Below are 19,493 nucleotides of genomic sequence, written 5' to 3'. Positions count from 1 at the left end.
ATTATGACTTATATTTATGATATTTTTAATAATAAATCACATATTATTATAAATTCACCAAAACCAGAAGATTTAAATAGTTCAAAAGATATATTAGCAATATTACTTTATGAATTTCCAACTTTAAATCCAAATTATGTTATTGTATCAAATCCACATGAAAGTTTTGCTGTTTGTGTTGGAGATAATGTTAATTACAAAGGTAAAATACTTATTCAAATTAAAAAAAATACTAAATTATTAAAAGGAGAAAATAAACATGCCACAACATGCTGAGATTACACAATTGAGTAATTATACTTTATTAAAATTAATAAGAATTGGAATACCACCATTAAGTGCAATGATAGGTACAAGTGCTTATTATGGTCAATTAATAGGTAATCCAGTATTAGTAAGTATAAATGCTTTATTATTTTCAAAAAAATTAGGTATTGATATATGAAATTTAAATCAAATTCCTAGTATTAAAACTAAATTACTGAATAGTTCTAAAAAAATATTTTTAGGTTTAGGAACAATTAGTTTAGTAAATTATGCAAAATTTACTAATAATATAAATCCTATAGAACCAACTACAACACCTAGTCCAATTACTACTAGTACTACAACAGTAAATCCATTTCCAGATTTATTATTAAACAATACTAATACTGATGCTAATCATTTAATGGATTGAGATACTTATATATCTTTAAATTCATATGGTATTGCAAATTTACTTGCTGGTATTACAGAATTAATACCTAGCAAGTTTGAAAATATACGTAAAATAGCCAATATGGCTACTGGTGGATGTTTAATATCTTCTGGAGTTGCTATGGGTATTAATAATGATTTTAATAATGCTTATGCAATACCTACCATAATTGCTGGTGCAAGTGAAATAATCCATAATTTATTACCAATGGAAACTACAAATCATATTGAAGAAATGCAAGAAACAACATTTAATAATGAAACTGCAAGATTAGTAAATGATAATGTAAGTCAATATGGTAGTGATAATATGAGTGAAGTATCATTAAATTTTGATAATGCTTCATTAAATTGAGATTATAACCACATGAGTTTATAATGTTACCTTTAATTATTGAATGAATATATTATGCATTAGCAAGTAATGATATTCAATTAGCATTAATAAATGCTTTAAAACAATATTATAAAAATCAATCATTAAAAGCAATATTTGATAGTGAAAATGTTAATGAAAATGAAATACATCAACCTTATTCATTTTTAAATCCAAATATACTTAAAAAATTAGCAAGTATATTAAAACCAAGTGAATTAAGTATACTTCAACATGAAATTAATAAATTTAAAAATCCAATAAATAGTTTTAAAAAATCTATTATGCCAACAGAAATTAGAACAGTTAAAAATTATGTAAATAAATTTGATAATTTATTTAAAGAAAACGAAGAAGAAATACCAGATAATGCATGGGAAGTATTATCAAGTTCATGATTTAAAAAAGGAAGATTTATTGTTGATAATAAGAATTTAAAAATTGGAACTTTAACAACATTATTTCAAAGCGATAATGATAAAAGACAAATATGATATGGTCCTTATACTTATCCAACATTTCCACAAGAAATATGAATATTAATGACACAAGCAAAAGGTAAAAATGGTACTGGTGCAGGAATAATATTTTGAAAATTTTGAAATAGAAAATGATTACCAAGTCAATTAAGAAAATATGTTAAAAGTGAATTAGCAAAAAAAGGTAAATATTATGGTTCACAAGATACTAAAGTAATTTATCCAAATAATATTAATGTACAAAAAACTATGAATTTTATTAATAGATTAGAAAAAGGATTTTTTAAATTAAAAGAATAGACTTGGTGCAAAACCTTTAATTTTAACAATTTAACGATTATTATTAATATTAAAGGTGATAGTTATTATGTTGAAAAAATATAAAGATGATCAAGAATTTTATAGTTTAGTCGGCATAAAGCCACAAACATTTTATAAAATGTTTGAAATTTTAAAAATTGCTGAGTCTAAACAAAAATATTATGGTGGTAGAAAAAATAAAATTGTAATTGAAGAGCTTTTATTAATGACTTTAGAATATTGAAAAGACTATAGTAGTTATAGAGTTATTGCAAAAAGATATAATATTAGTCATACTAGTTGCATTCGTAATATTTTTTGAATTGAAAATATTTTAATAAAAAGCGGAATTTTTAATTTACCTGGAAAAAAAAGATTTAACAAAAAATCAAGTTACTAATAATAATTTGTTAGCTATTGATGCTACTGAAACTCCAATTGAAAGAATTAAAAAAGGAAATTATCCCCACATGTACTAGTGTGGAGGAAAAAATGAATTGAAATGAATTCAATAGCATATTTCAAACTGAAAACGATTGTTTGAAATATATAGCGAAGTTGAAAATAATGAAATGCATCAGGTGTGCTTCTTCTAGTTTGAATACTTCTGATTTGAGAAGAATACGATGTTTGAACTGTAACCAAACATTTAGTATTCTTTATGGAACCATTTTTTATAAGTCACAGACCCAAATGACATCTTGGTTTTATCTCATCTTTAGATGAATAAACACAAAGCATGGCATACCAGCAACCGATGTTGCAAGGGAATTGGGTGTGACCTATAAAACAGCTTGAAGAATGTGTCATGAAATCAGGACTAGAATTGGAAATCAAGATGCAGGTTTCATTGTTGATGGCACAGCACAGATGGATGAAATGTATCTTTCACATTTAGGTTTTAAAAAACAAGGAAGATCTTTTAATTTTCACAAAAAATCTTGATATTACTTTTAATTTTAAATTAAAAGTAATATTTTTATATCAGGGGTGATTTTTTGTGACTAATAATGAATTAATTGATGTTTTAAAAAACAAAAAAGATGAAGAATTTATAAAAATTATTAGACATTTTAAAAATAGAATGGCTTTTCTCCCTTTATGTACTATTTTTAAATTTTATCACATAAATGCTGAGAAAAGCCTATCTACGGACTTCTCCCCACATTTTTAAATCAAACATAACATTACAGTTTCAAAACTAGGTATATTGTTGAATTTATATGCCGATTCTTTTGCGTATAAATGAACATGATGTTTTTCAACTTTGATATGTGTTTTAAATGTTCGTCTGATGTGCTTTCATGCCGATTCAATCTGGTTTATGTTTACACCAGTTTTTGAAACATAGCCATCTTGATGGTTAACTGTTTCATGCTTAGTGAAAACTGATTTAAAATGGCGATATCCTTTTCAAGAATCAGTATGTACATCACACTTTGAAGAAATGTGGTTTCTTGCAAATTGCAAAAGATTTTTTTGATTTGCATTTTTCAACACTTTCACAATTAAATTATTGGTTGTTTTTTCATAAATCCCAACAATCAAAGTTTTATTTTTTAAGGATCTTCCTTGTTTTTTAAAACCCATATGTGAAAGATACATTTCATCCATTTGCACTATGCCCTCAACAATGAATTGAGGTTCTTGTTTTGCAATTGCACTTCGGATTTTATGACCCATTCTTCAAGCAGTTTTCAAAGTTACTCCCAATTCTTTTGCAACATCAGTTGATGGAATTCCATGTTTGGTGTTTATTCATCTAAAGATGAGATAAAACCAAGATGTCAAAGGTGTTTGTGACTTGTAAAAAATGGTGTCATGAAGAATACTAAATGTTTGATGACATTTCAAACATCTTATTCTTCTTAAATCAGAAGTATTCAAATTTGTTCAAGAACACCTCATACATTTGTTTTCCTTCAAACTTGCTATATATTTCAAACAATCTTTTTCTGTTTGAAATATATTGTTGAACTCATTCAATTTCATTGTTTCCTCCACAAGTACATGTGGGGAGAAGTCCGATAAAAATTTAGGAAAAATTACTATGGCTGGTGATAAACCTACTAATGACGAATTAGATACTGCAATAGTAAAAGTTGGTAATAATGGATTTGAACCAACTAAAGCAACATATAGTAATATAACTGATACATCTGCTATTATGACTGGTAATAAAACTGATTATTATGGAACAGTAAAATTAAATTTTACAAAGGCATAATATTATGACTTATATTTATGATATTTTTAATAATAAATCACATATTATTATAAATTCACCAAAACCAGAAGATTTAAATAGTTCAAAAGATATATTAGCAATATTACTTTATGAATTTCCAACTTTAAATCCAAATTATGTTATTGTATCAAATCCACATGAAAGTTTTTCTGTTTGTGTTGGAGATAATGTTAATTACAAAGGTAAAATACTTATTCAAATTAAAAAAAATACTAAATTATTAAAAGGAGAAAATAAACATGCCACAACATGCTGAGATTACACAATTGAGTAATTATACTTTATTAAAATTAATAAGAATTGGAATACCACCATTAAGTGCAATGATAGGTACAAGTGCTTATTATGGTCAATTAATAGGTAATCCAGTATTAGTAAGTATAAATGCTTTATTATTTTCAAAAAAATTAGGTATTGATATATGAAATTTAAATCAAATTCCTAGTATTAAAACTAAATTACTGAATAGTTCTAAAAAAATATTTTTAGGTTTAGGAACAATTAGTTTAGTAAATTATGCAAAATTTACTAATAATATAAATCCTATAGAACCAACTACAACACCTAGTCCAATTACTACTAGTACTACAACAGTAAATCCATTTCCAGATTTATTATTAAACAATACTAATACTGATGCTAATCATTTAATGGATTGAGATACTTATATATCTTTAAATTCATATGGTATTGCAAATTTACTTGCTGGTATTACAGAATTAATACCTAGCAAGTTTGAAAATATACGTAAAATAGCCAATATGGCTACTGGTGGATGTTTAATATCTTCTGGAGTTGCTATGGGTATTAATAATGATTTTAATAATGCTTATGCAATACCTACCATAATTGCTGGTGCAAGTGAAATAATCCATAATTTATTACCAATGGAAACTACAAATCATATTGAAGAAATGCAAGAAACAACATTTAATAATGAAACTGCAAGATTAGTAAATGATAATGTAAGTCAATATGGTAGTGATAATATGAGTGAAGTATCATTAAATTTTGATAATGCTTCATTAAATTGAGATTATAACCACATGAGTTTATAATGTTACCTTTAATTATTGAATGAATATATTATGCATTAGCAAGTAATGATATTCAATTAGCATTAATAAATGCTTTAAAACAATATTATAAAAATCAATCATTAAAAGCAATATTTGATAGTGAAAATGTTAATGAAAATGAAATACATCAACCTTATTCATTTTTAAATCCAAATATACTTAAAAAATTAGCAAGTATATTAAAACCAAGTGAATTAAGTATACTTCAACATGAAATTAATAAATTTAAAAATCCAATAAATAGTTTTAAAAAATCTATTATGCCAACAGAAATTAGAACAGTTAAAAATTATGTAAATAAATTTGATAATTTATTTAAAGAAAACGAAGAAGAAATACCAGATAATGCATGGGAAGTATTATCAAGTTCATGATTTAAAAAAGGAAGATTTATTGTTGATAATAAGAATTTAAAAATTGGAACTTTAACAACATTATTTCAAAGCGATAATGATAAAAGACAAATATGATATGGTCCTTATACTTATCCAACATTTCCACAAGAAATATGAATATTAATGACACAAGCAAAAGGTAAAAATGGTACTGGTGCAGGAATAATATTTTGAAAATTTTGAAATAGAAAATGATTACCAAGTCAATTAAGAAAATATGTTAAAAGTGAATTAGCAAAAAAAGGTAAATATTATGGTTCACAAGATACTAAAGTAATTTATCCAAATAATATTAATGTACAAAAAACTATGAATTTTATTAATAGATTAGAAAAAGGATTTTTTAAATTAAAAGAATAGACTTGGTGCAAAACCTTTAATTTTAACAATTTAACGATTATTATTAATATTAAAGGTGATAGTTATTATGTTGAAAAAATATAAAGATGATCAAGAATTTTATAGTTTAGTCGGCATAAAGCCACAAACATTTTATAAAATGTTTGAAATTTTAAAAATTGTTGAGTCTAAACAAAAATATTATGGTGGTAGAAAAAATAAAATTGTAATTGAAGAGCTTTTATTAATGACTTTAGAATATTGAAAAGACTATAGTAGTTATAGAGTTATTGCAAAAAGATATAATATTAGTCATACTAGTTGCATTCGTAATATTTTTTGAATTGAAAATATTTTAATAAAAAGCGGAATTTTTAATTTACCTGGAAAAAAAAGATTTAACAAAAAATCAAGTTACTAATAATAATTTGTTAGCTATTGATGCTACTGAAACTCCAATTGAAAGAATTAAAAAAGGAAATTATCCCCACATGTACTAGTGTGGAGGAAAAAATGAATTGAAATGAATTCAATAGCATATTTCAAACTGAAAACGATTGTTTGAAATATATAGCGAAGTTGAAAATAATGAAATGCATCAGGTGTGCTTCTTCTAGTTTGAATACTTCTGATTTGAGAAGAATACGATGTTTGAACTGTAACCAAACATTTAGTATTCTTTATGGAACCATTTTTTATAAGTCACAGACCCAAATGACATCTTGGTTTTATCTCATCTTTAGATGAATAAACACAAAGCACGGCATACCAGCAACCGATGTTGCAAGGGAATTGGGTGTGACCTATAAAACAGCTTGAAGAATGTGTCATGAAATCAGGACTAGAATTGGAAATCAAGATGCAGGTTTCATTGTTGATGGCACAGCACAGATGGATGAAATGTATCTTTCACATTTAGGTTTTAAAAAACAAGGAATATCTTTTAATTTTCACAAAAAATCTTGATATTACTTTTAATTTTAAATTAAAAGTAATATTTTTATATCAGGGGTGATTTTTTGTGACTAATAATGAATTAATTGATGTTTTAAAAAACAAAAAAGATGAAGAATTTATAAAAATTATTAGACATTTTAAAAATAGAATTAAACAAATTGAGAAAAAAGAAAAATTAGATGCAATTGATAAAAAATTTAAAGAAAAAGGAATTCAATGTCCAAATTGTAAATCTTATTGATGTGTAAAAAATGGTTTTAAGAATAATAAGCCAAAATATTTATGCAAAGATTGTAAAAGTAGCTTTGATGCTTTAAGAAATCATTTTTTACATTGAAGTCATTTATCTCATGAACAATGAGATTGAATAATTTGATTGTCATTGTTAGGTCAATCTGCTTATACTATTTCTCAATTTGCTAAAATTTCAAAAACATCAGCATGATTTAATCGTCAAAAATTTATGAAATCATCACAATTAGCAAAAACACAAAAACCATTCACAAAATTAAAAGGTAGAATTGAAATTGATGAAACTTTTATCAAAGAAATTCATAAAGGAAATTTCAAAAATCCAGATGATCCAAGAAAAAAATGAATTGAAGAAAATGCTAAAGATTTAAACTGTTGTATTGAAATGGCAATGGATGAAAATAAAAATATTTATGCTCAAACAACAAATACTAAAAGATTAACAAAAAAATGTTTTAATTTTCAAAAAAACTCTTGATGAAATAAAAAAAATCATCAACCCGGCCTAAAATTTGATTTTATTTAATTTTGGGATTTATTTTTTTTACAAACTGAAATATAATGCTTCAGATTTTGCATAAGGTGATATTTTATAATGTTGGTATTTAAATTTTCATAAATTGAGGTAATTTTGAATATTGGTAAATCCAATGCCATGATAATGAGTAATAAATTCTTTTAAACTTGATTGTATTTTACTGATATTACTTAAATTTTTATAATTTAATTCTTTATTTTCTTTTGATTTAAATTTCTTGAGAGTACATTTTGTTTGTTTAGCTACTGTATCATATAGTATTTGCATATCACAAACTATAATTGATTTTTCTTCGATAAGCTTAGATGTTAAATTTTCTTGTACTCATTTTTTTGTTAATCTTTTAGTATTTGTTGTTTGAGCATAAATATTTTTATTTTCATCAATTGCCATTTCAATACAACAGTTTAAATCTTTAGCATTTTCTTCAATTCATTTTTTTCTTGGATCATCTGGATTTTTGAAATTTCCTTTATGAATTTCTTTGATAAAAGTTTCATCAATTTCAATTCTACCTTTTAATTTTGTGAATGGTTTTTGTGTTTTTGCTAATTGTGATGATTTCATAAATTTTTGACGATTAAATCATGCTGATTTTTTTGAAATTTTAGCAAATTGAGAAATAATATAAGCAGATTGACCTAACAATGACAATCAAATTATTCAATCTCATTGTTCATGAGATAAATGACTTCAATGTAAAAAATGATTTCTTAAAGCATCAAAGCTACTTTTACAATCTTTGCATAAATATTTTTGCTTATTATTCTTAAAACCATTTTTTACACATCAATAAGATTTACAATTTGGACATTGAATTCCTTTTTCTTTAAATTTTTTATCAATTGCATCTAATTTTTCTTTTTTCTCAATTTGTTTAATTCTATTTTTAAAATGTCTAATAATTTTTATAAATTCTTCATCTTTTTTGTTTTTTAAAACATCAATTAATTCATTATTAGTCACAAAAAATCACCCCCGATATAAAAATATTACTTTTAATTTTAAATTAAAAGTAATATCAAGATTTTTTGTGAAAATTAACAAAAAAATGAGTACAAGAAAATTTAACATCTAAGCTTATCGAAGAAAAATCAATTATAGTTTGTGATATGCAAATACTATATGATACAGTAGCTAAACAAACAAAATGTACTCTCAAGAAATTTAAATCAAAAGAAAATAAAGAATTAAATTATAAAAATTTAAGTAATATCAGTAAAATACAATCAAGTTTAAAAGAATTTATTACTCATTATCATGGCATTGGATTTACCAATATTCAAAATTACATCAATTTATGAAAATTTAAATACCAACATTATAAAATATCACCTTATGCAAAATCTGAAGAATTATATTTCAGTTTGTAAAAAAAATAAATCCCAAAATTAAATAAAATCAAATTTTAGGCCAGGTTGATGATTTTTTTTATTTCATCAAGATTTTTTTTGAAAATTAAAAGGAAGATCCTTGTTGAATAAAACTTTGATTGTTGGAGTTTATGAGAAAACCAGCAACAAACTAATTGTGAAGGTTCTGAAAAATGCAGATGAAAAAAAACCTTTTAAGATTTACATTGAAACACATTTTTACTGAGTGCTGTCTATTTACGGATTCTTGGAAGGGATATGTAAGTTTCAAAAACTTCTATCCCAAACATGAAATCGTAAATCATGAAGTTGGGTATGTGTCACCAACAGGTGTAAACACAAACCAGATTGAATCAGCATGAAAGCACATCCGACGAACTTTCCGAACACACATAAGAGTTTCAAAGCACAATATTCATTTATATGCAAAAGAATCAGCATATAAATTCAATAACATACCTAGTTTTGAAACTGTAATTTTGTGTTTGATTTAAATACATGCGGGGATAATTTCCTAGGTAGGCTTTTATCTCCATTTATGTGATAAAATTTAAAAATAGTACATAAAGGGAGATAAAAGCCTTAAAAAAAACTAAAATTACTTTTTTCTTTTAATTTTCACAAAAAATCTTGATATTACTTTTAATTTTAAATTAAAAGTAATATTTTTATATCAGGGGTGATTTTTTGTGACTAATAATGAATTAATTGATGTTTTAAAAAACAAAAAAGATGAAGAATTTATAAAAATTATTAGACATTTTAAAAATAGAATTAAACAAATTGAGAAAAAAGAAAAATTAGATGCAATTGATAAAAAATTTAAAGAAAAAGGAATTCAATGTCCAAATTGTAAATCTTATTGATGTGTAAAAAATGTTTTTAAGAATAATAAGCAAAAATATTTATGCAAAGATTGTAAAAGTAGCTTTGATGCTTTAAGAAATCATTTTTTACATTGAAGTCATTTATCTCATGAACAATGAGATTGAATAATTTGATTGTCATTGTTAGGTCAATCTTTTAATTTTCACAAAAAATCTTGATATTACTTTTAATTTTAAATTAAAAGTAATATTTTTATATCAGGGGTGATTTTTTGTGACTAATAATGAATTAATTGATGTTTTAAAAAACAAAAAAGATGAAGAATTTATAAAAATTATTAGACATTTTAAAAATAGAATTAAACAAATTGAGAAAAAAGAAAAATTAGATGCAATTGATAAAAAATTTAAAGAAAAAGGAATTCAATGTCCAAATTGTAAATCTTATTGATGTGTAAAAAATGGTTTTAAGAATAATAAGCAAAAATATTTATGCAAAGATTGTAAAAGTAGCTTTGATGCTTTAAGAAATCATTTTTTACATTGAAGTCATTTATCTCATGAACAATGAGATTGAATAATTTGATTGTCATTGTTAGGTCAATCTGCTTATACTATTTCTCAATTTGCTAAAATTTCAAAAACATCAGCATGATTTAATCGTCAAAAATTTATGAAATCATCACAATTAGCCAAAACACAAAAACCATTCACAAAATTAAAAGGTAGAATTGAAATTGATGAAACTTTTATCAAAGAAATTCATAAAGGAAATTTCAAAAATCCAGATGATCCAAGAAAAAAATGAATTGAAGAAAATGCTAAAGATTTAAACTGTTGTATTGAAATGGCAATTGATGAAAATAAAAATATTTATGCTCAAACAACAAATACTAAAAGATTAACAAAAAAATGAGTACAAGAAAATTTAACATCTAAGCTTATCGAAGAAAAATCAATTATAGTTTGTGATATGCAAATACTATATGATACAGTAGCTAAACAAACAAAATGTACTCTCAAGAAATTTAAATCAAAAGAAAATAAAGAATTAAATTATAAAAATTTAAGTAATATCAGTAAAATACAATCAAGTTTAAAAGAATTTATTACTCATTATCATGGCATTGGATTTATCAATATTCAAAATTACCTCAATTTATGAAAATTTAAATACCAACATTATAAAATATCACCTTATGCAAAATCTGAAGCATTATATTTCAGTTTGTAAAAAAAATAAATCCCAAAATTAAATAAAATCAAATTTTAGGCCAGGTTGATGATTTTTTTTATTTCATCAAGAGTTTTTTTGAAAATTAAAAGGTCAATCTGCTTATACTATTTCTCAATTTGCTAAAATTTCAAAAACATCAGCATGATTTAATCGTCAAAAATTTATGAAATCATCACAATTAGCAAAAACACAAAAACCATTCACAAAATTAAAAGGTAGAATTGAAATTGATGAAACTTTTATCAAAGAAATTCATAAAGGAAATTTCAAAAATCCAGATGATCCAAGAAAAAAATGAATTGAAGAAAATGCTAAAGATTTAAACTGTTGTATTGAAATGGCAATTGATGAAAATAAAAATATTTATGCTCAAACAACAAATACTAAAAGATTAACAAAAAAATGAGTACAAGAAAATTTAACATCTAAGCTTATCGAAGAAAAATAAATTATAGTTTGTGATATGCAAATACTATATGATACAGTAGCTAAACAAACAAAATGTACTCTCAAGAAATTTAAATCAAAAGAAAATAAAGAATTAAATTATAAAAATTTAAGTAATATCAGTAAAATACAATCAAGTTTAAAAGAATTTATTACTCATTATCATGGCATTGGATTTACCAATATTCAAAATTACCTCGATTTATGAAAATTTAAATACCAACATTATAAAATATCACCTTATGCAAAATCTGAAGCATTATATTTCAGTTTGTAAAAAAAATAAATCCCAAAATTAAATAAAATCAAATTTTAGGCCAGGTTGATGATTTTTTTTATTTCATCAAGAGTTTTTTTGAAAATTAAAAATTACTTTTGATCGTGGTAAAGAATTTAGTAAATGAAGATTAATCGAAAAAATTTGTAATGTCAAAATTTATTTTGCAGATCCTGGTAAACCTTGCCAAAGGGGTTTAAATGAAAATAATAATGGTATTTTAAGAAGATATTTACCAAAATCTACAGATCTATCTTCATATAAACAAAAAGATTTAAATTTTATAGCATTTCAAATTAATTCTACACCCAGAAAATCGCTCTCTTATAAAAGACCAATAGATTTAATACAATTATTTTAAAAAACTGTCCCATTTATATTTACAACTCAGGCAATATTACATAAATTTTTATACTATCTATATGATTAAAATTTAGTAAACTATATCTATAATGACTAGACTTACCCCAAACTGCTTACTTTTTAATTTTCTTTCTTCTTAATATTGCTATAACTACTGGAATAGCAATAATAACTAATAAAAAAGTACTACCAATAATTATAATATTTCAATTATTAATTAAAGTTGTTGTTTTTGTTTTTATTTCTGGTAAGGCAAAAGGGTTATTTTTATTTTTTTCATCATGTTTAACATTAGCATATAAATGAGTAATTAAATCGTGCTCATAAAACAATAATCAATAACGTAATTGATCTGGATTTAGTACATCAATTGCACAATCTATATTAGTGGTTTCTTGTAAATACTGATTAAAATCAATACCAGATTGACTATTAGCAAAATTAGTAAAACCAGAAAACTTAGTTGATAAAGGATTAATATTATAAATATTTAAATATTGTCTTGAAGAACTATCAACTTTATCATTTACTATTCTTTGTAATAAATAAATAGTATGATCTTCAGATTGATATGTTTTTAATGGTTGATTTGAAATAGGTGTTATCTTTTCTTCTTGTGGAACAAGATTATCATCAACACGCTGATATATTCATTTATCTTCACTAACATTAGCAGTAATAACAGCTTCTGATTTAATTTGACTAAAAGCAATCATTTGTAAATTACTATTTTTTTCTTCATTAATAAAATATTGATGAATTAATGAAGATTTATCTTCTTTTTCATTAATAACTTGAATGTCTGGCATAGAACTATTAATAGTAAGTGTTGCTTGTCTTAAAACGGTACTACCATCACTATCATTTCATTTAACATTATATATAGTGGGTTTATTTTTACTATAATCTTGGTTTAAAATAGCATAGTCAAAAGTTTTATGACTATTAGTTTTAACAATTTTTTTTATTTCTCTGTTTTCATTATTAATAGAAATTTCTAATCCTGATTTTTTAAAAGGAGGATGCACATAAAAAACAAATATTTCATTACTAAAACTATCCTTAGTATTTGCAAATGGTCCAATTGGAAATATTTTAGCACGCGTTTCAAAATTAGATTTTTGAAAATTAGTACTTGGTTGTAAATTATATGGAACTTCTATTAAAGTATTAATGTCACTTGCTTCATATATTGTTGCAAAAAGTCCTGCATCAATACTTTCTTTAATTGTTTGATGATATTGTAAAATTAAATTATTACTTTTTTCATTAAAAGTATGACCAAAAGCATCCGCAGTAAGAAAACCTTGTGCATTTTTAAAATAACTACTATTATCATTAATAATACTTTTTAATTGACTATAACCTTGATCATTAATAATATCATTGGTTTCAATATTACTATGTGTTCAATCATTATTAATAATTTGATCATAACTATCAAAATTAACATTTAATGGTGTACTTTTAACATTATTATATAAATATTGTGAATCATTATTTCAATATTTAATACTATTAACTAAGTTACGATTTGATGACTTAACAGTAATATGAAAGCCGCTAACTTTACTATTACTAGTTTGATGATTTTGATTATTAAAACTAATACTTAATACTGAGGTTACTAATAAACTGCTAGCACTAAGTAATAAAATTCATTTTTGTTTAAATTGTTTCATAATATTTCCTTATAAATTTAATATTTAAAAGTTATTAAATTACTATTTTTTATTTTTATCTAGCAATTATGTAATTAGTATATCAATTCTTTTAAAAATATGATATATATTATTTACATGAGAAATATATATTAGAATTGGTGCAAAACTAAGGTAATTCAAAATTATATATTCCTGCTATTAAATTAAATCTTAATGCAAATCTTCGTATTTTATTGCGATATTTTAAACTTAAAATTTTAAAACGTTTTAGTTTAGCAAATACGTGTTCAATTTTAATTCTAATTTTACTTAAATTTTTATTGTATTCTTTTTGAATTGGTGTTAATTGATTGTATTTACTTTTTTTTTTAATTTTCAAAAAAACTCTTGATGAAATAAAAAAAATCATCAACCTGGCCTAAAATTTTATTTTATTTAATTTTGGGATTTATTTTTTTTACAAACTGAAATATAATGCTTCAGATTTTGCATAAGGTGATATTTTATAATGTTGGTATTTAAATTTTCATAAATTGAGGTAATTTTGAATATTGGTAAATCCAATGCCATGATAATGAGTAATAAATTCTTTTAAACTTGATTGTATTTTACTGATATTACTTAAATTTTTATAATTTAATTCTTTATTTTCTTTTGATTTAAATTTCTTGAGAGTACATTTTGTTTGTTTAGCTACTGTATCATATAGTATTTGCATATCACAAACTATAATTGATTTTTCTTCGATAAGATTAGATGTTAAATTTTCTTGTACTCATTTTTTTGTTAATCTTTTAGTATTTGTTGTTTGAGCATAAATATTTTTATTTTCATCAATTGCCATTTCAATACAACAGTTTAAATCTTTAGCATTTTCTTCAATTCATTTTTTTCTTGGATCATCTGGATTTTTGAAATTTCCTTTATGAATTTCTTTGATAAAAGTTTCATCAATTTCAATTCTACCTTTTAATTTTGTGAATGGTTTTTGTGTTTTTGCTAATTGTGATGATTTCATAAATTTTTGACGATTAAATCATGCTGATGTTTTTGAAATTTTAGCAAATTGAGAAATAGTATAAGCAGATTGACCTAACAATGACAATCAAATTATTCAATCTCATTGTTCATGAGATAAATGACTTCAATGTAAAAAATGATTTCTTAAAGCATCAAAGCTACTTTTACAATCTTTGCATAAATATTTTTGCTTATTATTCTTAAAACCATTTTTTACACATCAATAAGATTTACAATTTGGACATTGAATTCCTTTTTCTTTAAATTTTTTATCAATTGCATCTAATTTTTCTTTTTTCTCAATTTGTTTAATTCTATTTTTAAAATGTCTAATAATTTTTATAAATTCTTCATCTTTTTTGTTTTTTAAAACATCAATTAATTCATTATTAGTCACAAAAAATCACCCCTGATATAAAAATATTACTTTTAATTTAAAATTAAAAGTAATATCAAGATTTTTTGTGAAAATTAAAAACTTTTTTTAAATGGCAAAAATGTATTTTTATGAATATTTTGTATACCTTGATAACCTGAATCAACAAAAACTTGTTTTTCTGGATGAATAAAAGTTTTAGATTTTAGAAGCAATTTAAAATCATGAATGCTTCCAAAACAAAAAGCAGTTGAAATAATTTTTCCATTGGAAATATCAATAATTATTTGGGATTTGAGAGAATGATGTTTCTTTTTACCTGAAAAAAGTAATTTTAGTTTTTTTTAATTCTTTCAATTGGAGTTTCAGTGGCATCAATAGCTAACAAATTATTATTAGTACCTTTATTTTTTGTTAAATCTTTTTTTCAAGGTAAATTAAAAATTCCGCTTTTTATTAAAATATTTTCAATTCAAAAAATATTACGAATGCAACTAGTATGACTAATATTATATCTTTTTGCAATAACTCTATAACTACTATAGTCTTTTCAATATTCTAAAGTCATTAATAAACGCTCTTCAATTACAATTTTATTTTTTCTACCACCATAATATTTTTGTTTAGACTCAGCAATTTTTAAAATTTCAAGCATTTTATAAAATGTTTGTGGCTTTATGCCGACTAAACTATAAAATTCTTGATCATCTTTATATTTTTTCAACATAATAACTATCACCTTTAATATTAATAATAATCGTTAAATTGTTAAAATTAAAGGTTTTGCACCAAGTCTATTTAAGATCTAAAATACCTACAAGATATATCACAAATATTAATATTATATTAAGTTTCTTTAATTGAAAATACTTATCCCTAAGTCAATTAAATATAAAATTAGCAGTTACTACTTGAAACTGATAATTTTATTTGTTAGTATATTAATATGATTAGCAATCAAGTAATTATAGTGCTAAAAAGAGGAGTGACATTATGCAATTAAATGAAATCCCTAACTATAGTAATGATCCTAAAATTCTTGATAAATTTGCTCGTAATCTAATTGTACAAGCTAAAACAGGAAAAATGGATCCTATTATTGGACGTGATGAAGATATTCGTAAAGTAGAAGAAATACTCTCACGAAAAACTAAAAACAACCCCGTCTTAATCGGTTTACCTGGTATTGGTAAGACTGCTATTATTGAAGGTTTAGCCCAACGTATTGTTCGTGGTGATGTTCCCAGTAACTTAAAAGATAAAATTATTTATGAACTAGATATGGGAGCACTAATTGCTGGCGCTAAATTCCAAGGTGAGTTTGAAGAACGATTAAAAGCGGTTATTAACCAAATTAAAAATTCTAATGAAAAAAATATTTTATTTATTGATGAACTACATTTAATTGTTGGTGCTGGTAGAACACAAGGTTCGATGGATGCTTCTAATTTACTAAAACCAATGTTAGCACGTGGTGAACTACGTTGTATTGGTGCCACAACACTTGACGAATATCGTCAATACATTGAAAAAGATGCAGCCCTTGAACGAAGATTTCGTAAGATGATTATTAAAGAACCAACAACAGAAGATACAACCGCTATCTTACGTGGTTTAAAAGAACGTTTTGAAGCTTATCATGGTGTAAAAATTCATGATAGTGCATTACGAGAAGCTGTTTATCTATCTAATAAATATATTAATGATCGTTACTTACCTGATAAAGCAATTGACTTAATTGATGAAGCTTGTGCTAGTATTAAAACCGAAATTGCTTCGGTTCCTAGTGATTTAGATGATATAAGAAGAAAAGTCTTACAATTAAAAATTGAACAAGCAGCCTTAAGTAAAGAAAAAGATGAAAACTCGCAAACAAGACTAATTGAAGTCGATAAACAATTAAAAACTAAAAAAAATACTTTACAACAATTAGAAGATAAATGAATCAAAGAAAAGTCAGCATTAGACCATATTACTAGTTTAAAAAATAAATTAGAAAATGCTAAATCAGAATTAGAATTGTATCAATTATCAGGTAATTTTACAAAAGCTGGTGAACTACAATATAGTATTATTCCCAACTTAGAAAAAGAACTTAAAGATAGTGAAAATATAAAAAAAGATAATCCTTTACTACGCGAAGATGTTACTAGTGAAGATATTGCAAAAGTTGTTGCAAAATGAACTGGCATTCCTGTTACTCGTTTATTAGCAACCGAAAAAGAAAAATTATTAAAATTACCCTTAACTTTAAATACAAGAATTAAAGGTCAAAGTAATGCCCTACAGTTGGTAAGTGATGCTTTAATTAGAGCTCGTGCTGGCATTAAAGATCCCAATCGCCCAATTGGTTCATTTATTTTCTTGGGTCCAACCGGTGTTGGAAAAACTGAAGTTGCCAGAACCTTAGCTGATATTTTATTTGATAGCGAAAAAAATATGGTTCGTATTGATATGTCAGAATTTATGGAAAAACACGCAGTTAGCAAATTACTAGGTTCACCTCCTGGCTATGTTGGTTATGAAAACGGTGGACAATTAACCGAAAAAGTAAGACGAAATCCTTATAGTATCATTCTTTTTGATGAAATCGAAAAAGCCCATCCTGAAGTATTAAATATTTTATTACAAATTCTTGATGAAGGTAGAATTACAGACAGTCATGGTCTCTTAATTGACTTTAAAAACACAATAATTATTATGACTTCAAATCTTGGTTCACAAGAACTATTAAGTGGTAAAGATAACAGCAAAGAACAAGCATTAAATATCTTAAAAAAATCATTTCGACCAGAATTTATTAATCGAATTGATGAAATTGTTATCTTCAATCCATTAAGTAAAAAAGTAATAACAGAAATTATTATTAAAGAATTAGATACTTTATTATTGCGATTAAGACAAGAAAAAAATTTACAATTATCTTATGAATCAGAAGTAGTTAATAAAATACTAAAAGATGCTTATGATGAAGAATATGGCGCACGACCGATTAAACGCTATATTCAACACTATATTGAAACTATTATCGCACAAGCTATTATTAAAGAAGAACTAATACCCCACAAACGAATGGTAATTACTATCAATAAAGACAATATGTTTATTCTCAGTAAAAAAATAAAATTCAATTAAGTCTTGATATTATTACACTCTCAGTTATAATTATATAAGTATTGGCATTCAAAGTTAATGAATGCTAAAAAAGGTGGTGAACAATGTTAAGTAACAGACAATCACAAATTTTAAAAATCATTGTTGAAAAATATATTAAAACAGGATTACCAATTGGTAGCAAAACTATTTTAGAAAATAATAACAATATTAATTTTTCTAGTGCTACTATTCGTAATGAATGTGTTGAATTAGAAACATTAGGATTATTAGAAAAAGCACATAGCTCTAGTGGTCGTATTCCTTCAACAAAAGGTTATCGCTATTATGTTGATAATTTAATGAATATGGGTGAACATCAAGAACTAGAAATCTTGAAGAAAAAAATAGCAGAAGTATTTAATAACCGTAACTTAGTAATTACCGAAGTATTAAATAAAACTAGTAGTATTTTAAGTGAAATGACTAATTTGATTAGTATTGTTACTGGTCCTAATATTAATGAAGATACTTTAAAAAAAATTGAATTAATACCGATTAGTAATGCTAATGCTTTAACAATTTGTATTACTAGTAATGGTCATGTTCAAAACAAAATGTTTAATATTCAAGAAACATCATTAACCGATTTATCAATTGCCATTGATATTTTTAACACCAGATTAATTGGTACTAAAATTAGTGAAATTAGTGAGAAAGTAAATTTATTAAAACCAATCCTTGAACAACAAGTACAAAAATCAGAATATATTATTCAAGGATTTGTTAACACTTTAATTAATTTCTCACGACCACTATCAACAACACACGGTGTTCAATATATGTTAGAAAATCCTGAATTTAATGATATTAATAAGGTTAAAACAATTATTAAATTCATTGAATCACAATCACCATGAATGTATTTTGATGAATTAAATAATAATCAACTACAAATTAAAATTGGTGAAGAACTGGGTAATGAAAATAACGATATGGCAATGATTACTACTACTTTTAAAGTTCATGATGGTGAACAAGGACAAATTGCAATTGTTGGACCTAAACGTTTAGAATATGAAAAACTAACTGAAATTCTAAATTGGATTAATCAAACATTGATTAAAAACTTTAAATAGAAATGAGATGATAAA

29 protein-coding genes and 1 pseudogene are annotated in these 19,493 nt (G+C 24.2%); 22 read left to right on the top strand and 8 right to left on the bottom strand.

The features are described 5' to 3' along the window. Nucleotides 1-3: 3 nt before the first annotated feature. The 6 genes from AAHM78_RS14945 to AAHM78_RS14920 all read left to right on the top strand — a co-directional run bounded on the left by AAHM78_RS14945 (nt 4) and on the right by AAHM78_RS14920 (nt 3,028). The gene (locus AAHM78_RS14945) at nt 4-294 is read left to right on the top strand and encodes a hypothetical protein (RefSeq protein ID WP_342253728.1); all 291 of its coding nucleotides are present in this window, start codon (nt 4-6) and stop codon (nt 292-294) included. Next, complete coding sequence (locus tag AAHM78_RS14940; RefSeq protein WP_342253722.1) at nt 260-1,078, top strand: hypothetical protein; 819 nt, start codon at nt 260-262, stop codon at nt 1,076-1,078. Before AAHM78_RS14945 ends, AAHM78_RS14940 begins: the two co-directional genes overlap by 35 nt. Next, complete coding sequence (locus AAHM78_RS14935; protein WP_342253721.1) at nt 1,078-1,854, top strand: hypothetical protein; 777 nt, start codon at nt 1,078-1,080, stop codon at nt 1,852-1,854. The genes AAHM78_RS14940 and AAHM78_RS14935 overlap by 1 nt, the downstream gene beginning before the upstream one ends. Before the next feature lie 67 nt (nt 1,855-1,921). Further along, nucleotides 1,922-2,254 (top strand): transposase family protein, encoded by a 333-nt coding sequence (locus tag AAHM78_RS14930; RefSeq protein WP_342253727.1) that lies wholly within the window; start codon nt 1,922-1,924, stop codon nt 2,252-2,254. Between the two features lie 197 nt (nt 2,255-2,451). Next, nucleotides 2,452-2,811: a hypothetical protein gene (locus AAHM78_RS14925; RefSeq protein WP_342253726.1), complete on the top strand. Its 360-nt coding sequence runs from the start codon at nt 2,452-2,454 to the stop codon at nt 2,809-2,811. A gap of 43 nt (nt 2,812-2,854) precedes the next feature. Next, nucleotides 2,855-3,028 (top strand): hypothetical protein, encoded by a 174-nt coding sequence (locus tag AAHM78_RS14920; RefSeq protein WP_342253725.1) that lies wholly within the window; start codon nt 2,855-2,857, stop codon nt 3,026-3,028. Here the strand turns inward: AAHM78_RS14920 and AAHM78_RS14915 are convergent. After that, entirely contained in the window at nt 3,025-3,846 is an 822-nt protein-coding gene (locus AAHM78_RS14915; RefSeq protein WP_342252843.1) for an IS1595 family transposase, read from the bottom strand. The two genes, AAHM78_RS14920 and AAHM78_RS14915, sit on opposite strands and share 4 nt — an antisense overlap. Nucleotides 3,847-3,904: 58 nt before the next feature. On the opposite strand from AAHM78_RS14915, the gene AAHM78_RS14910 reads away from it, so the two are divergent. The 7 genes from AAHM78_RS14910 to AAHM78_RS14880 all read left to right on the top strand — a co-directional run bounded on the left by AAHM78_RS14910 (nt 3,905) and on the right by AAHM78_RS14880 (nt 7,650). Next, nucleotides 3,905-4,081, top strand: coding sequence for a hypothetical protein (locus AAHM78_RS14910; RefSeq protein ID WP_342253724.1), 177 nt, complete (start codon nt 3,905-3,907; stop codon nt 4,079-4,081). Nucleotides 4,082-4,085: 4 nt separating this feature from the next. Next, nucleotides 4,086-4,376, top strand: a complete 291-nt coding sequence (locus AAHM78_RS14905) for a hypothetical protein (protein ID WP_342253723.1) — start codon at nt 4,086-4,088, stop codon at nt 4,374-4,376. Then, nucleotides 4,342-5,160 (top strand): hypothetical protein, encoded by an 819-nt coding sequence (locus tag AAHM78_RS14900; RefSeq protein ID WP_342253722.1) that lies wholly within the window; start codon nt 4,342-4,344, stop codon nt 5,158-5,160. The genes AAHM78_RS14905 and AAHM78_RS14900 overlap by 35 nt, the downstream gene beginning before the upstream one ends. Continuing rightward, on the top strand, nt 5,160-5,936 hold the full coding sequence (locus AAHM78_RS14895; RefSeq protein WP_342253721.1) for a hypothetical protein: 777 nt from the start codon (nt 5,160-5,162) through the stop codon (nt 5,934-5,936). Before AAHM78_RS14900 ends, AAHM78_RS14895 begins: the two co-directional genes overlap by 1 nt. A gap of 67 nt (nt 5,937-6,003) precedes the next feature. Then, the gene (locus tag AAHM78_RS14890; RefSeq protein WP_342253720.1) at nt 6,004-6,336 is read left to right on the top strand and encodes a transposase family protein; all 333 of its coding nucleotides are present in this window, start codon (nt 6,004-6,006) and stop codon (nt 6,334-6,336) included. Between the two features lie 197 nt (nt 6,337-6,533). After that, nucleotides 6,534-6,893, top strand: coding sequence for a hypothetical protein (locus tag AAHM78_RS14885; protein WP_342253719.1), 360 nt, complete (start codon nt 6,534-6,536; stop codon nt 6,891-6,893). Nucleotides 6,894-6,936: 43 nt separating this feature from the next. Continuing rightward, nucleotides 6,937-7,650, top strand: coding sequence for an IS1/IS1595 family N-terminal zinc-binding domain-containing protein (locus AAHM78_RS14880; RefSeq protein WP_342253718.1), 714 nt, complete (start codon nt 6,937-6,939; stop codon nt 7,648-7,650). An 18-nt stretch (nt 7,651-7,668) separates the two neighbouring features. Here the strand turns inward: AAHM78_RS14880 and AAHM78_RS14875 are convergent, their stop codons facing one another. Beyond that, nucleotides 7,669-8,628, bottom strand: coding sequence for an IS1595 family transposase (locus AAHM78_RS14875; protein ID WP_342253717.1), 960 nt, complete (start codon nt 8,626-8,628; stop codon nt 7,669-7,671). A 65-nt stretch (nt 8,629-8,693) separates the two neighbouring features. Between AAHM78_RS14875 and AAHM78_RS14870 the strand changes: the two genes are divergently transcribed. The 6 genes from AAHM78_RS14870 (at nt 8,694) to AAHM78_RS14845 (ending at nt 11,823) form a co-directional block, all read left to right on the top strand. Continuing rightward, on the top strand, nt 8,694-9,035 hold the full coding sequence (locus AAHM78_RS14870; protein ID WP_342253716.1) for a hypothetical protein: 342 nt from the start codon (nt 8,694-8,696) through the stop codon (nt 9,033-9,035). 173 nt (nt 9,036-9,208) lie between these two features. After that, nucleotides 9,209-9,529 carry a transposase gene (locus AAHM78_RS14865; RefSeq protein WP_342252854.1) on the top strand — a complete coding sequence of 107 codons (321 nt, stop codon included), beginning with the start codon at nt 9,209-9,211 and terminating at the stop codon, nt 9,527-9,529. Nucleotides 9,530-9,724: 195 nt separating this feature from the next. After that, entirely contained in the window at nt 9,725-10,093 is a 369-nt protein-coding gene (locus AAHM78_RS14860; protein WP_342253715.1) for an IS1/IS1595 family N-terminal zinc-binding domain-containing protein, read from the top strand. A gap of 43 nt (nt 10,094-10,136) precedes the next feature. Further along, nucleotides 10,137-11,096 carry an IS1/IS1595 family N-terminal zinc-binding domain-containing protein gene (locus AAHM78_RS14855; protein WP_342253239.1) on the top strand — a complete coding sequence of 320 codons (960 nt, stop codon included), beginning with the start codon at nt 10,137-10,139 and terminating at the stop codon, nt 11,094-11,096. A gap of 166 nt (nt 11,097-11,262) precedes the next feature. After that, complete coding sequence (locus AAHM78_RS14850) at nt 11,263-11,547, top strand: hypothetical protein (RefSeq protein WP_342253714.1); 285 nt, start codon at nt 11,263-11,265, stop codon at nt 11,545-11,547. Between the two features lie 15 nt (nt 11,548-11,562). Next, nucleotides 11,563-11,823: a hypothetical protein gene (locus AAHM78_RS14845; protein ID WP_342253713.1), complete on the top strand. Its 261-nt coding sequence runs from the start codon at nt 11,563-11,565 to the stop codon at nt 11,821-11,823. A gap of 18 nt (nt 11,824-11,841) precedes the next feature. On the opposite strand, the gene AAHM78_RS14840 is transcribed toward AAHM78_RS14845, so the two are convergent. Continuing rightward, nucleotides 11,842-11,979 carry a hypothetical protein gene (locus tag AAHM78_RS14840; protein WP_342253712.1) on the bottom strand — a complete coding sequence of 46 codons (138 nt, stop codon included), beginning with the start codon at nt 11,977-11,979 and terminating at the stop codon, nt 11,842-11,844. On the opposite strand from AAHM78_RS14840, the pseudogene AAHM78_RS17275 reads away from it, so the two are divergent. Next, a pseudogene (locus AAHM78_RS17275) lies at nt 11,915-12,184 on the top strand (IS30 family transposase); the annotation flags it as partial. The gene AAHM78_RS14840 and the pseudogene AAHM78_RS17275 overlap by 65 nt on opposite strands. 115 nt (nt 12,185-12,299) lie before the next feature. Here the strand turns inward: AAHM78_RS17275 and AAHM78_RS14835 are convergent. The 5 genes from AAHM78_RS14835 to AAHM78_RS14815 all read right to left on the bottom strand — a co-directional run bounded on the left by AAHM78_RS14835 (nt 12,300) and on the right by AAHM78_RS14815 (nt 15,973). Next, entirely contained in the window at nt 12,300-13,868 is a 1,569-nt protein-coding gene (locus AAHM78_RS14835) for a hypothetical protein (protein WP_342253711.1), read from the bottom strand. A 148-nt stretch (nt 13,869-14,016) separates the two neighbouring features. Further along, nucleotides 14,017-14,229, bottom strand: a complete 213-nt coding sequence (locus AAHM78_RS14830; RefSeq protein WP_425289749.1) for a transposase — start codon at nt 14,227-14,229, stop codon at nt 14,017-14,019. Between the two features lie 78 nt (nt 14,230-14,307). Then, entirely contained in the window at nt 14,308-15,267 is a 960-nt protein-coding gene (locus AAHM78_RS14825) for an IS1595 family transposase (RefSeq protein ID WP_342252992.1), read from the bottom strand. Between the two features lie 74 nt (nt 15,268-15,341). Continuing rightward, the gene (locus AAHM78_RS14820) at nt 15,342-15,521 is read right to left on the bottom strand and encodes a hypothetical protein (RefSeq protein WP_342255207.1); all 180 of its coding nucleotides are present in this window, start codon (nt 15,519-15,521) and stop codon (nt 15,342-15,344) included. A gap of 59 nt (nt 15,522-15,580) precedes the next feature. Continuing rightward, complete coding sequence (locus tag AAHM78_RS14815; RefSeq protein ID WP_342253710.1) at nt 15,581-15,973, bottom strand: transposase family protein; 393 nt, start codon at nt 15,971-15,973, stop codon at nt 15,581-15,583. A 266-nt stretch (nt 15,974-16,239) separates the two neighbouring features. On the opposite strand from AAHM78_RS14815, the gene AAHM78_RS14810 reads away from it, so the two are divergent. Together AAHM78_RS14810 and hrcA are read left to right on the top strand one after the other, a co-directional pair. Beyond that, nucleotides 16,240-18,381, top strand: a complete 2,142-nt coding sequence (locus tag AAHM78_RS14810) for an ATP-dependent Clp protease ATP-binding subunit (protein ID WP_342253709.1) — start codon at nt 16,240-16,242, stop codon at nt 18,379-18,381. 83 nt (nt 18,382-18,464) lie between these two features. Next, nucleotides 18,465-19,478, top strand: coding sequence for a heat-inducible transcriptional repressor HrcA (gene hrcA / locus AAHM78_RS14805; RefSeq protein WP_342253708.1), 1,014 nt, complete (start codon nt 18,465-18,467; stop codon nt 19,476-19,478). Nucleotides 19,479-19,493 lie beyond the last annotated feature (15 nt).

Origin of the sequence: Spiroplasma endosymbiont of Zeiraphera isertana (genome assembly GCF_964030805.1) — a bacterium.
Lineage (GTDB): Bacteria > Bacillota_I > Bacilli_A > Mycoplasmatales > VBWQ01 > Spiroplasma_E.
The sequence above is the reverse complement of the archived record's forward strand: the minus strand, read 5'-3'. Positions and strand labels throughout refer to the sequence as shown.